At 70.4% G+C, this 12804-nt stretch carries 13 protein-coding genes and 2 pseudogenes; 11 read left to right on the forward strand and 4 right to left on the reverse strand.

The genetic code is table 11. From position 1 onward, the window contains the following. The first annotated feature begins 143 nt into the window (after positions 1-143). Complete coding sequence (locus E2B92_RS20435; RefSeq protein WP_126883681.1) at positions 144-368, forward strand: hypothetical protein; 225 nt, start codon at positions 144-146, stop codon at positions 366-368. A 156-nt stretch (positions 369-524) separates the two neighbouring features. Beyond that, positions 525-713 (forward strand): hypothetical protein, encoded by a 189-nt coding sequence (locus tag E2B92_RS20440; RefSeq protein ID WP_126883680.1) that lies wholly within the window; start codon positions 525-527, stop codon positions 711-713. A gap of 25 nt (positions 714-738) precedes the next feature. Here the strand turns inward: E2B92_RS20440 and E2B92_RS20445 are convergent, their stop codons facing one another. After that, positions 739-1764, reverse strand: a complete 1026-nt coding sequence (locus E2B92_RS20445; RefSeq protein ID WP_126883679.1) for a hypothetical protein — start codon at positions 1762-1764, stop codon at positions 739-741. Positions 1765-1899: 135 nt separating this feature from the next. Between E2B92_RS20445 and E2B92_RS20450 the strand changes: the two genes are divergently transcribed. The 5 genes and pseudogenes from E2B92_RS20450 to E2B92_RS20470 form a co-directional block, all read left to right on the forward strand. Beyond that, complete coding sequence (locus E2B92_RS20450) at positions 1900-2760, forward strand: bifunctional DNA primase/polymerase (protein WP_126883678.1); 861 nt, start codon at positions 1900-1902, stop codon at positions 2758-2760. Positions 2761-2763: 3 nt separating this feature from the next. Continuing rightward, complete coding sequence (locus E2B92_RS20455) at positions 2764-4239, forward strand: ATP-binding protein (RefSeq protein WP_126883677.1); 1476 nt, start codon at positions 2764-2766, stop codon at positions 4237-4239. 461 nt (positions 4240-4700) lie between these two features. After that, positions 4701-4931 (forward strand): helix-turn-helix domain-containing protein, encoded by a 231-nt coding sequence (locus tag E2B92_RS20460; RefSeq protein ID WP_126883676.1) that lies wholly within the window; start codon positions 4701-4703, stop codon positions 4929-4931. 80 nt (positions 4932-5011) lie between these two features. After that, positions 5012-6277: a tyrosine-type recombinase/integrase gene (locus E2B92_RS20465; protein ID WP_126883675.1), complete on the forward strand. Its 1266-nt coding sequence runs from the start codon at positions 5012-5014 to the stop codon at positions 6275-6277. A gap of 61 nt (positions 6278-6338) precedes the next feature. Beyond that, a pseudogene (locus tag E2B92_RS20470) lies at positions 6339-6800 on the forward strand (twin-arginine translocation pathway signal protein); the annotation flags it as partial. Positions 6801-6852: 52 nt separating this feature from the next. On the opposite strand, the gene E2B92_RS20475 reads toward E2B92_RS20470, so the two are convergent. Further along, on the reverse strand, positions 6853-8226 hold the full coding sequence (locus tag E2B92_RS20475; RefSeq protein ID WP_133087634.1) for an APC family permease: 1374 nt from the start codon (positions 8224-8226) through the stop codon (positions 6853-6855). 63 nt (positions 8227-8289) lie between these two features. Between E2B92_RS20475 and E2B92_RS20480 the strand changes: the two genes are divergently transcribed. Next, on the forward strand, positions 8290-9288 hold the full coding sequence (locus tag E2B92_RS20480; protein ID WP_126883674.1) for a 4-hydroxy-3-methylbut-2-enyl diphosphate reductase: 999 nt from the start codon (positions 8290-8292) through the stop codon (positions 9286-9288). A gap of 50 nt (positions 9289-9338) precedes the next feature. Continuing rightward, positions 9339-10079 carry a polyphosphate--glucose phosphotransferase gene (ppgK, locus tag E2B92_RS20485; protein ID WP_133087629.1) on the forward strand — a complete coding sequence of 247 codons (741 nt, stop codon included), beginning with the start codon at positions 9339-9341 and terminating at the stop codon, positions 10077-10079. A gap of 39 nt (positions 10080-10118) precedes the next feature. Here ppgK and E2B92_RS34155 read toward each other — a convergent pair whose 3' ends face one another. Continuing rightward, a complete protein-coding gene (locus E2B92_RS34155; protein WP_443070291.1) occupies positions 10119-10907 on the reverse strand; it encodes a DUF6542 domain-containing protein in 789 nt (262 codons plus the stop codon). 174 nt (positions 10908-11081) lie between these two features. Between E2B92_RS34155 and ychF the strand changes: the two genes are divergently transcribed. Next, the gene (gene ychF / locus E2B92_RS20495; RefSeq protein WP_126887767.1) at positions 11082-12170 is read left to right on the forward strand and encodes a redox-regulated ATPase YchF; all 1089 of its coding nucleotides are present in this window, start codon (positions 11082-11084) and stop codon (positions 12168-12170) included. A 127-nt stretch (positions 12171-12297) separates the two neighbouring features. Here ychF and E2B92_RS20500 read toward each other — a convergent pair whose 3' ends face one another. Then, positions 12298-12537, reverse strand: a complete 240-nt coding sequence (locus tag E2B92_RS20500; protein ID WP_126887766.1) for a hypothetical protein — start codon at positions 12535-12537, stop codon at positions 12298-12300. On the opposite strand from E2B92_RS20500, the pseudogene E2B92_RS33990 reads away from it, so the two are divergent. After that, a pseudogene (locus E2B92_RS33990) lies at positions 12494-12616 on the forward strand (DNA-binding protein); the annotation flags it as partial. The gene E2B92_RS20500 and the pseudogene E2B92_RS33990 overlap by 44 nt on opposite strands. Positions 12617-12804: the final 188 nt, after the last annotated feature.

A 12804-nucleotide genomic window follows, 5' to 3' on the forward strand; every position in this document is an offset into this window, starting at 1 on the left:
CAGCGCTGCTAGACCTAGCACCCACCGCCGCTAGGTCTAGCAGCCCCACTAGCAACCAAAATGCCGCTGATCAGCGAACTAGCGTCTAGCGTCCACCTGCAGCAACCCCCGAAACCCGCCCTTCACCGGGAGGTCACCCCGTCATGCTCACCGCTAGCGTCCTCATCCTGGCCACGCTCGCCGGTTACGCACTGTTGTGCGCGGTCAAGCCGTTCGGGCCCTGCCGCAAGTGCCGCGGCAGCGGCATCCGGGAGGTCCGCAAGGGCTTCAAGATGTGCCGCCGCTGCCACGGTCAGTGCTACCGGCTGCGCGTCGGCCGCCGGCTGCTCAACACCAGCCGCGAGATCCACCGCACTGGCAGCCGCTGATCAAAGTCATGGGACCGGTGATCACCCGCCTAACGGCAGCCTCGCCGTGCAAGGGCTCGCCAGCGCAACCACCGGTCCGTGTCCCCAAGCTTGCGAGCACCCGGGGCCCACGCAGCCTACCCAGCCGCCTCACCCAGCCGTCAAAGGAGCTTCGACATGGCCGTGACCGTCTCCCTCGTCGCCCTCTTCGGACTCGTCCTGTTCTTCCTGTTCCGCTCCCACAGCCTCAGCGCCGGCAGCGCCTTCACCGCCGGCGGGTTCGGCTTCTTCCTCGCCTCCACCGGAGCCGCCGAACCCATCAACCAACTCGTCGCCGCGTTCGTGGACGCCATCCCGGTCCTGTAAGACGGGACAGCATCGCGAAGTCCGCTTACGGCTGGCTGCTCAGGAGCGGCCAGCCGGCAAAGCCTTCGTCGGCCTGGTAGACCAGCTCCACGTTCACCTCGTCGAGGAGGTCCTTCACGTCCGCGGTGGGCTCGCTCGGCAACAGGACAGCGGCGCGCAGAGTCTTGCCGTTCGGGATGTGCCGGCGGTAGTCGGCCAACTGGCCGATCGCCATGCGGACGTTGGCCCGCGTCGTCAGTCCCTTTGCTTCGTACAGGACGTGGTCGGTCGCGTCGTACAGGTCCGGGGTCAGCGCCCCGGGCTCGCCCTTGATGGTGATCTGGAAGCTGTGCGTCTCATGCCCGGCTGCGGCCAGGTGGGCGGCGAACGCCTTCACGAGTTCGCCTTCGCGGCGCAGCACCTTCCGCTGTCCCGCGGGGATGTCTGCGACCGTCTCCGGGGTGCTGTGCTGCTCGGCCTTCTTGACCTTAGTTCCGCTCTGCTTCGGCAGGACGACCGGTGCCGGCACGTCCGCTACAGGGGCGGTGACCTCGATCGCCGTCTGTCCGGCGGCCGGCACCTTGTCGGCCTCCGTCCATGCCGGCGTCGTTCCCTCCGCCGGACGGAAGCGGAAAACGAGCACGTCGCGCATCACGCCGTTCTGGCCGGGCGCGCGCCGCACGTCATACGGCTTGATCGGGTCCAGCACCATCTGGCCGATGTAGCGCTGCTGCATCGCACCGCCGCCCGGAACCCTGCCATGCGCGACGAACAGATGCAGCTCACGCTGCTTCTCCACGTGCGTCAGGATCGACCCATTACGGCCGGACGGCTTCTGGTCCCCGTTCGCCCCGGCACCGGTGTACAGGTACAGCGGCCCGAACTCATCGTCTTCGGCGCGGCCGTCGAAGGTGTAGCCGTACTCCTCGCCCGCGGACGGGTCGGAGTACACGAACACCTTGCCGGCATCGTCCGCGGGTTCGATGCCCTGGAACGTCCCACAGCCGTAGGCCGCCGCGATCGCTTCGCGCGTCGTAATCAGGCCCGGCACAAGATCAACGGTCGTCGTCATGCCGCGACCCTAACCGCCCCCACTGACACCCGCCCCGGAGATTTCCGCGGCATGGCAGAGGGCGGCCCGCGTCTCGCCAAAGCCTCGGGCCGCCCTCATATCCAGCATCCGATCAGAGAACTGGAGACCTCCAGCATGACTCAACGTGCCCTCATCCGGCGAGACCACCGTGCGGTGGCGCTCGAACTGGCTGCGGCCGGTGTGCCGGTCCTGCCTCTGCGAGCCGGAAAGGCCCCCTTCGGCAACTGCCGCCGCTGCCAGGACAACGCCTGCGGCGGCCGGCCGAACATGAAGAACTCCGGACCGTGCAAGTGCCCCGGGCCTTGCCACGGCTGGGCCGCCGCCACCACCGACCCGCACGTCCTCACCTCCGGGCCCTGGCGCCGCGCCTGGCTGCGAGCCGAGGCGGTCGCCTACCACCCGGGCGGGGCCGGTCTGACGGTTGTAGACCTGGACAACGCCGACGCGATCGCCTGGGCCCGCGAGACCCTGCCCACCACACAGACCGTGCCGACCACGCGCGGCGAGCACTGGCTCTACCTCGGTGCCATGCAGTCCGCGAACGCGGTACGGCCGGGCGTGGACATCAAATCCACAATGGCCTACGCCCGGTGGCTCGGGTTCGGCGCCGGCACCATGGCCTACCTGCCGGACGCCGTTCGCGCGCTGGCCGTGAAGAAGCCGTCCACGGTCCGACCAGCGCCGCGTGCCCTCGCCATGCCCGCACGGGCGGACGCCGGGGAATGCCGCCACCGCTCGCCCGCCTATCTGGAGCGTGGCATCGCCATGGCCGAGCAGCGGATCACCCAGGCGTCCAGCGCGGTGCACGTGACCGTGTATCGGACGTTTCTCGCGGTGCTGTCCAGGCATGGCCGGTGCGGCTGCCTGACCGATGCCCACGTCGGGCGGCTCTTCACCGCCGCGCAGGCCAAGGGCGAGACCGCCCGGCACTGCACCGACGCGTGGGCCAACGCCCGCACCGCCCTGGGGATGTGAGCCATGTCCGACGACGAAAAGAACCCCGCTCGCGAGGTCATCACCGACTATGCACAGGCGCACTTCCGGTACTTCCGCACCGCCGACGGCACCGTCTACGCGCAGAGGAACGGCCACCCCGTGGCCCGGCCGATCCGCTCCCAGGGCACCACGGGCAGCCACCGGCAGGAACTCATGGTCGGTCTCTTCCGCGACGGGGTGGGGGTGTTCAACGGCACAGCGCTCAAGGAAGCGCTGGACCTGATTGAAGCGCTCGCGCTCACCGAGGACGTACAGCCGGTTCACATCCGCGTGGCCCCCGGGTTCGACGGCGCCACGTGGCTGGACCTGGGCCGCAACGACGGGCGATCAGTCCGTATCCACCCCACCGGGTGGGACATCGCCGTCCCGGACCCGCGCGAGGTGTGCTGGCGGCGCACCCAGCTCACCGGGGAACTGCCCCTGCCGGCCAAGGACACTGATGGCAAGGGCATCGATCTGCTGCTGAGGCTGTGCAACTTCGCCAACGCGGAGACCGAGTGCCTGGCCATCGCCTGGCTCATCGGCTGCCTCGGCCCCTCCGTTCCCGTCCCCGCCCCGTTCCTCACCGGCCCCCAGGGGGCGGGCAAGTCCACCGCCGGGCGGATGCTCGTGCGGATCATCGAGGGCATGAGCGGCGACCTGCGCCGCGCCCCGAAGGACGAGGAGAACCTGACGGCAGCCGTCGCCGCCGGTTGGGTCACCGCCCTAGACAACCTCTCCCACATGACCCCGGACCTCTCGGACGCCATGTGCTGCATCGTCACCGGCGCCGAAAACGTCAAGCGAGCCCTGTTCACCGATGGGGACGTCTTCCGCGCCCGCTACCGCCGCCCGATGCTGCTGACCGGCATCGACGTCGGCGTCATCCGGCCCGACCTTGCCGAACGTCTCCTTCCGCTGCGTCTGGAGCGTCCGCGTGTGCGACGTACCGAGGCGGAGCTGTGGGTGGAGTACGAACAGGTGCTGCCCGTCATCCTCGGCTCGCTCCTGGACCTGACGGTGAAGGTGCGGGCCGCCGAGGCAGACATCCCGACCGATCTGCGGATGGCCGACTTTGCGCACCTGTGCGCGCAGCTCGACGCCGCGACCGGCTTTGGCTCGCTGGGCGCCTACCGGGCCAGCCTGGACGACCTCAACGACGACGTCATCGAAGGCGACCTCCTCGCACAGACCGTGCTTAAGCACGCCGCCGGCATGACGCCGGGCGCAGAGACGCGGATGACGTCCTCGGAGTGGCTGCACGCCCTCACCGGCCTCTACAGCGGCGAGGAGTGCCGTCCCCTGCCCAAAGGCTGGCCCACCACCGGCAAAGTCCTCTCCGACCGCCTCAAGCGCCTCCAACCCACCCTCGCCGCCCGGGGCGTCCTCATCGACTGGGGCCGCACCGGCACCTCCCGCTACATCGCCATGACCCGCCCACCCACACCCGTCGCACACCAGCAGGAAGCACTGCACTGACCTGCCGCGCCATAACCGTGCGGCGCGGGACAAGCAAGAAGAGCACCGGGCGCCACGCGGTCGTGCTCTTCTTGCAGTTCGGCGGCTCGCCGCCGCCCGATGGTCGCGCCGCGAAGCGGCTCCGCATTCCCTCCCTGAGCCGCACCGCACCACAACAGACACCCCCCTTTGTCCTAAGGGAAGAGACGCTGCGTCATCTGCGTCACCCTGGGGCAGGAAACGGCCCCTGACCAGCCGCAATAAGAGTGACGCAGACGGCGACGGCTGCGTCATCCCGCGTCATCTGCGTCATCGGTGACACAGGCCGTGCGTCACCGATGACGCACCCCACCTCCCGCCGCGTCACAAGAAACCGCAGCTCAGACGCATGACGTGACGCAGATGACGCAGTGACGCAGAAATCCCCACCTCGGACAGGTGCACGCGCGAGCCACCTAATACCGCTTCCGGAGGAGACGCCAGTGCCACCCGACACCGACCCCCGGACCACGCTCCGGGCAGGACTCCCGGACCGCTACCTCACCCCCGACGACATCGCCGAACTCTTCGACGTGCCCAAAGAGACCGTCTACCAGTGGCGCAAGAAGCGCACCGGCCCCCCAGGCTTCCGCGTCGGCAAGCACATCCGCTACGACCCCGCCGCCGTCCATCGCTGGGCCGCCGAGCGCATGGCCGCCGACCAGGCCGCCTGACACCCCCAACTACCGATACGCCACGAGGGCGGGCTGCCCAGCAGCCCGCCCTTTCGCGCCCACGAAGGGACCACCCCTCCATGGCAGGCCACATCCAAGACCGATGGTTCAAGACCGTCACCGGCCCCGACGGCAAGCCCGTCAAGGTCAAGACCGATCGCCACGGATCGGGCCTCCGGTACCGTGCCCGGTACGTCGGCCCGGACGGCACCGAGAAGAGCAAGTCGTTCCGCGACAGGGAATTGCGGCTCGCCAAACAGTGGCTCACGCAGATCGAAGCCGACATGTCGCGCGGCCAGTACATCGACCCGCGCGCCGCGCGGACCACGTTCCGGCAGTACGCGGAACGCTGGGTCAAGACGCACACCGGAGAGATCAACAGTCGAGAGGCTGCGGAGCGTCGTCTGCGGCTGCACGCCTATCCCCATATCGGCTCGCGCCCGCTCGGCTCCTTCAAGCCCGAGCACATCCGCGCCTGGATCGCCGACCTGGAAGCGACCGTGCCGGCCGAGTCGCACCGCCGCATCATCGTCGGCACCGTCTCCGCAGCGCTGAGCGCGGCGGTCGACGACGGGCTGCTCAGCAAGAACCCGTGCCGCGCCCGCACGGTGCAGCTCCCGAAACCGGGCAAGCCGCGCGTCGTCCCGTGGACGGCAGAGCAGGTCTTCGGCGTACGCGCTGCCCTCCCCCGGCGCTACCAGGCCGCCGTGGACGCTGGGGCAGGATGCGGGCTTCGACAGGGTGAGATCTTCGGTCTGGCTGTCGACGAACTCGACTACGTGGGTGGGTGGCTGGCTGTGGGCCATCAACTCAAGCGCATTCGAGGCAAGTACGTCTTCGCCCTACCCAAGGGTGGAAAGGTCCGAAACGTACCGCTGCCGAAGGCGGTGGCCGCCGCCCTTCGGGACCATGTGAAGGAGTTCGAGCCGATCGACGTGACGCTTCCGTGGCGCACGCCTGACGGACCCCTCGTGACTAAGCGGCTCATCTTCAGCGGAGTCGAGGGGAGGCATGTACGCGTGAGCCACTTCAACGATCACCGTTGGAAGCCTGCCTTGGCCGCCGCAGGCATCATCCCCAACCCGGAAGCGGACGAGCGGTACGCGTCGGCACGCGAGCACGGCATGCACGCGCTCAGGCACTTCTACGCGTCCGTCCTGCTGGACGCCGGCGAGAACATCCGGGCCCTGAGTCAGTACCTCGGTCACAGCGATCCCGGGTTCACGCTCAGGACGTACACGCACCTGATGCCGAGCAGTGAGGGGCGGACCCGGAAGGCCGTCGACAGCCTCTATCTGGCGTCGAATCCTCAAGATCACGGCCCAGAGACGGCCCAAGCCGCATGATCCGGCCCCGCCCAGAGCTATACGCCCTGGTCGGGGCCCCGTCACATTAAATCGCGCGGACTTCATCTACAACTGGCCCCTTTCGGGAAACAAGGGCTCCCTCCAGGAGGGCGGCATCCGGGTGCCGACCATCGTGCGCTGGCCCGCCCGCCTCGAAGGACGGCAGGTGAGCGACGAGCCGGTGTTCTCGCCGGACTGGACGGCCACCCTCCTGGAGCTGGCCGGGGCCCGCCCCCACCCCGCGTACCCCCTCGACGGCACCAGCCTCGCCGGCCACCTGCTGCGCGGCGAGACGGTTCCGGACCGGCCGCTGTTCTGGCGGGTGCGCGGGGAGCGGGCGCTGCGGCGGGGCGACTGGAAGTACTACCGCGGCAAGGACGGCCGCGACCGGCTGTTCCACCTCCCGTCCGACCAGCGGGAGCAGGCGGACAGGGCGGCGGCCGAACCGGCCCTGCTCGGCGAGCTGAGGGCCGCGTGGGAGCGGATCGACGCCGGACTGCTCCCGTACCCCGCCGAACGCTGACCCCGCCGCGCCGGGCCGCCGGCCTCCTCCCCAGGGGGTCGGCGCGGCGCCCTTAAGGCACCCCGTCCGCCCCGTCCCGCCGCCCCCACTGCACCGCCAGCACCACCAGGCCCACCGCCAGCCACAGCGCACCCACCAGCAGGGCGGAGGTGGCCGCCTCCGCGACGACCGCGAGCAGCACCACCGCGCCCACCACCGGCAACACCAGGTGCCGCAGCCAGTGCGGCGGCGCCCCCGTCCCCGCCCTCCGCACCACGAACCACCCCACCACGCTCGCGTGCAGCAGGACGAACGCCGTCAGCGCCCCGATGTTCACCACCGACACCAGGTGGTCCATCCCGTCGCCGCGCCGCGCCGCCCACACGGCCGCCACCATGGTGACCGCGGCGGCCAGCAGCAGCGCCACGCGCGGCACCCCCGCGTCCGTACGCGCCAGCACGCGCGGCAGCCGCCGGTCGCGGGCCATCGCGAACAGCAGCCGGCCCGCCGCGGCCTGCCCCGCCAGCGCCGCGAACGCCGCCCCGATCGCCTTGCTCGCCGCCACCAGGTCGTGCAGCCACGCCCCGACCGAGGCGTTGACGGCGTCGTAGAACGCCGAGCCCTGCCGTGCCGGCTCCGCCGCCAGCCGCGCCGACGAGACCGGCTCCAGCAGCGCCACCAGATACGTCTGCGCCATGAACAGCAGCCCCGTGAGAGCCAGGCAGAACAGCACCGCCCGCGCCACCTTCGCCGGCTCCCCGACCACCTCCTCCGCGAACGACGCGATCGCGTCGAAGCCCAGGTACGACAGCACCGCCACGGACACGGCCCCCAGCACCGCGCCCAGGGAGAAGCCCACGTCCCCGGTGAACGGCGACAGCCACCCGCGCTGCGCCCCGTCCCGTACCAGCACCACGACCGCCGACACCACGAACACCAGCAGTACGGCGATCTCCACCGCCAGCACCGCGAACCCGACCCGCGCGGCCGCCCGCACGCCCCACAGGTTGAGCAGCGTGGTGACCACCACCGCGAGCGCCGTCCACACCCACCGGTTCACGGCGGGCACCAGCGCCTCCATGGCGATGCCCGCGAAGAGGTACGCGACGGCCGGGATCAGCAGGTAGTCGAGCATCGCCATCCACCCGGCGAGGAAACCCGGCCCCTCACCCAGCCCCTTGCGCGCGTACGCGAACACCGACCCCGCCCGGGGGGCCACCCGGACCATCTGCGCGTAGCTGAATGCGGTGAACGCCATCGCCACCGTCGCCACCAGGTACACCAGCGCCACGGCACCGTGCGACCGGGCGTCCAGAGTGCCGAAGATGCCGACCGGCGCCATGGGGGCGATGAACAGCAACCCGTAGACCACGAGGTCCCGGAAGCCGAGCTCCCGCCGCAGCCAGGTGTGCCCGCCCGTCCCCCGCGTACTGGTGACCTTGGACATGCGCCCAGTCTCAGCCACCTGGCGGATCTTCGGCCGCTCATACACGCCCTTACGATGGGGGACATGACTGCTACGCCTGCCAGCCCGTCGTCCGACAAGCGCGTCCTCCTCGCCGCTCCGCGTGGCTACTGCGCGGGCGTGGACCGTGCCGTGATCGCCGTGGAGAAGGCTCTGGAGCAGTACGGCTCGCCGATCTACGTCCGGCACGAGATCGTGCACAACAAGTACGTCGTCCAGACCCTGGAGAAGAAGGGCGCCATCTTCGTCGACGAGACGGCGGAGGTCCCCGAGGGGTCCATCGTCATGTTCTCCGCGCACGGCGTGGCACCGACCGTCCACCAGGAGGCCGCCGAGCGCAAGCTCGCGACGATCGACGCGACCTGCCCCCTGGTCACCAAGGTCCACAAGGAGGCGGTCCGGTTCGCGAACGAGGACTTCGACATCCTCCTGATCGGCCACGAGGGCCACGAGGAGGTCATCGGCACCTCCGGTGAGGCCCCGGACCACATCACGCTGGTCGACGGCCCCGAGGACGTCGAGAACGTCACCGTGCGCGACGAGAGCAAGGTCGTGTGGCTCTCCCAGACCACCCTGTCGGTCGACGAGACCATGGAGACGGTCGACAAGCTGAAGGAGAAGTTCCCCAAGCTGATCTCGCCGCCGAGCGACGACATCTGCTACGCCACGCAGAACCGCCAGACCGCCGTCAAGCAGATGGGCGCCGAGGCGGACCTGGTCATCGTCGTCGGCTCGAAGAACTCCTCCAACTCCGTCCGGCTCGTCGAGGTCGCCCTGGGCGCGGGCGCGAAGGACGCCCACCTGGTGGACTTCGCCGACGAGATCGACGAGGCGTGGCTGGAAGGCGTCTCCACGGTCGGCGTCACCTCCGGTGCCTCCGTGCCCGAGGTGCTGGTCGAGGGCGTACTGGAGTGGCTGGCGGGGCACGGCTTCGAGGACGTGGAGATCGTGAAGGCCGCCGAGGAGTCGATCACCTTCTCGCTGCCCAAGGAACTGCGCCGGGACCTGCGCGCCGAGGCAGCCGCCCTCCACAAGAAGCAGTGATCGCCGACGAGAAGCAGTGACCGTCAGCGGCTCCCCGTAACGTTGAGTCCATGAACGTCTTCGGAGTGGACATCGGCGGGTCGGGGATCAAGGGCGCTCCCGTGGACCTGGAGCGCGGGGATCTGGCCGAGCCCCGCCACAAAGTACTGACACCGCAGCCCGCCACACCCGAGGGTGTCGCGGGCTGCGTCGCCGAGGTCGTCGAGCACTTCGGCTGGTCGGGCCCCATCGGCGTCACCTTCCCCGGTGTCGTCACGGGCTCCACCATCCGTACGGCGGCGAACGTGGACAAGGGCTGGGTCGGCGTCGACGCCGCCGCGCTGCTCGGCGACCGCCTGGGCGGCCTGCCGGTCACGGTCCTCAACGACGCCGACGCGGCCGGGGTGGCGGAGATGACCTTCGGCGCGGGACGGGGCCGCAAGGGCACGGTGATCCTGCTGACCTTCGGCACGGGCATCGGGAGCGCGGTCTTCACCGACGGCAGGCTGGTGCCCAACACCGAGCTCGGCCATCTGGAGCTGGACGGCCACGAGGCGGAGAAGCGGGCGTCGACGAAGGTCAAGGACGACAAGGACCTGAGCTGGGAGGACTGGGCCCACCGGGTGAAGAAGTACCTGGACCACGTCGAGATGCTGTTCTCGCCCGAGCTGTTCATCGTGGGCGGCGGCGTGAGCCGCAAGGCGGAGAAGTTCCTGCCGCTGATCAAGGGCATCCGTGCCGAGATCGTCCCGGCGGAGCTCCAGAACAACGCGGGCATCGTGGGCGCGGCGATGGCGGCCGTCCCCCGCTGACCGCCCGCCCCTGGCGCCCTGCCGGCGCCGGGTGGCGCGTCAGCGCTGAGTGACGCGGGCGGCGGCGGTCCGCTGCCGCCGCCCCATGTGCCGCACCTTGCGTACGGAGGTGAGGAGGCCGGCCACCAGCGTGCCGCCGTACAGCCAGCCGGCGTGCACGGCCAGCGCGGTCACCACGGCCATCGTCCGGCCGCCGAAGCCGCCGGTGCCCCCGGCGATCGGTACGACCCCGACGGCGAACGCGATGGGCACGCTGATCGGCGCGGTGACCAGGTCGGCGGCCCGCACCCACAGCGCGGTCAGGGCGCTGACGGGCAGGAACAGCAGCCCGTACACCAGCGGGGAGCCGTCGAACAGCAGCCAGTCCAGGCAGCCGAGCAGGAACATGGTCGCGCAGGCGAACAGCCCGGCGCCGAGACCGGTCAGCCGGGGGCCGGGCAGCCGGCGCAGCGCGAGCACCACGGGCGGCACCGCCCGCCGCCCCGGCCCGCCCCCCGGCCGCCTGGGGCCGCTGCCGGGCTTGCCCCCGGGCCCGCCACCACCGGGGCCGCCCGGGCCGCCGGAGCCGCCACCGGCCCCGCCGGCGGGCCGGCCGCCACCGCTCGGCGCCGGCTTGCCACCCGTCCTGACCGGTGGGCGCGCCGGACGGGTCCCGACGGGGCGGACGGCCGCGCCGTCGACGAGCGCACCCTGGGGCACGGCGCCCGGGGCGGGCGGGGCGGACGGCGGCGCCGACGCGGCCGGGCCCACTGGACCGGCCGGGCCGGGGCCCGGCGGGGACTGGGCCCGCCGCCTGCGCTGAGGGGGGCTGTTCCTGTGCTGCTCCACCTGGACAACGTAGGTCGCCGGGGGCCGGGAATCCGGCATCGGACACGCCCTTTGGGCGACCTTGGCCGAGAGTTCGCCCCGTGGCCGTCACCCGGCCGCCGTCGCTGCCCGCTCCGCCACGCCCGTAAACTGGGGGGTCGGCCCACCATCCTCACTTCTAGGGAAGTCGCCAACGTGTCGCTCACGATCGGAATCGTCGGCCTGCCGAATGTCGGCAAGTCGACCCTGTTCAACGCCCTGACCAAGAACGACGTGCTGGCGGCCAACTACCCGTTCGCCACCATCGAGCCGAACGTCGGCGTCGTCGGCGTCCCCGACGCCCGCCTCACCAAGCTGGCGGAGATCTTCAGCTCGCAGCGCGTCCTGCCGGCCACGGTCGACTTCGTCGACATCGCGGGCATCGTGCGCGGCGCGAGCGAGGGCGAGGGCCTGGGCAACAAGTTCCTGGCGAACATCCGTGAGTCCGACGCGATCTGCCAGGTCATCCGCGCCTTCAAGGACGAGAACGTCGTCCACGTCGACGGCAAGGTCTCGCCCAAGGACGACATCGAGACGATCAACACCGAGCTGATCCTCGCCGACCTCCAGACCATCGAGAAGGTCCTGCCGCGCCTCCAGAAGGAGTCCCGGATCAAGAAGGACGTCGCCCCCAAGGTGGCGGCGGTCGAGGCGGCCAAGGAGATCCTGGAGAAGGGCGACACGCTCTTCTCGCAGGGCATCGTCCAGGGCTCCGAGAAGGCCGAGCTGCTGCACGACCTGCACCTGCTCACCACCAAGCCGTTCCTCTACGTCTTCAACGTCGACGAGGACGAGCTGACGGACGACGCCTTCAAGGACGAGCAGCGCGCCCTGGTCGCCCCGGCCGAGGCGATCTTCCTGAACGCCAAGCTGGAGGCCGACCTCGCCGAGCTGGACGAGGAGGACGCCATGGAGCTCCTCCAGTCCGTCGGCGCCGAGGAGCCGGGCCTCGCGACCCTGGCCCGCGTCGGCTTCGACACCCTGGGCCTCCAGACCTACCTGACGGCCGGCCCCAAGGAGTCCCGCGCCTGGACGATCAAGAAGGGCGCGACGGCCCCCGAGGCGGCCGGTGTGATCCACACCGACTTCCAGAAGGGCTTCATCAAGGCCGAGGTCATCTCCTTCGCCGACCTCGTCGAAACCGGCTCGGTCGCCGAGGCCCGCTCGGCGGGCAAGGCCCGCATGGAGGGCAAGGACTACGTCATGCAGGACGGCGACGTGGTGGAGTTCCGCTTCAACGTCTAACGCCATGGCAACACCTGTGCCCGATTCGCCTGTTGGCGGGTCGGGCACGGCTGTGTGTCCGCGGTGAGTCCTCGATCCCGCGATGCGGTGACATCGTGTGGCAGGACGGCGTGGCGGCGACACGGTCTCAGACCTTGACGACCTCCACGGGAGGGCCGCACAGGAGTGTCAGATCCTCGGGGTCGTCACAAGTACGCCATCGTTGCCGCTCTCGCCGCCATCGCACGGCGCGCCCCAACCGGTCACCGTCGTCACCTGCCTGGACCAGGCCCACGACGGTGCGGTCCTTGCGGTAGAGCTTCGAGAGCCCTTCGCTGTCGGGCAGGGCGGCGTCGGAGGAAGGCGTCCGCGTCGCCACCAGCGCCATGACCACGCTCGAGGCCGACTACGAACGCGTTCACCCGGCCCGCATCACGTGGGTCCTCGTCGGTCTCGAAGTCGGCGACGATCTCCCGCACCTTGTCCATGGCGACCCTCTGTTCGAGAGCCTCGGCGACGGGGGTGTGCATGACGGACCCGAAATTCGTTCGGTCCGCTGGGAGCGAGGCCCGGTGCGGGCGGTGGGAAGATGCGGGGAGAGGCGGGTGAAGCGGGAGTTCGACGCCCTTCCCGTCGCCCGGCTGCAGGACGTCAT

Origin of the sequence: Streptomyces sp. WAC05374, assembly GCF_004353505.1 — a bacterium.
In the GTDB taxonomy this organism is placed as follows: domain Bacteria; phylum Actinomycetota; class Actinomycetes; order Streptomycetales; family Streptomycetaceae; genus Streptomyces.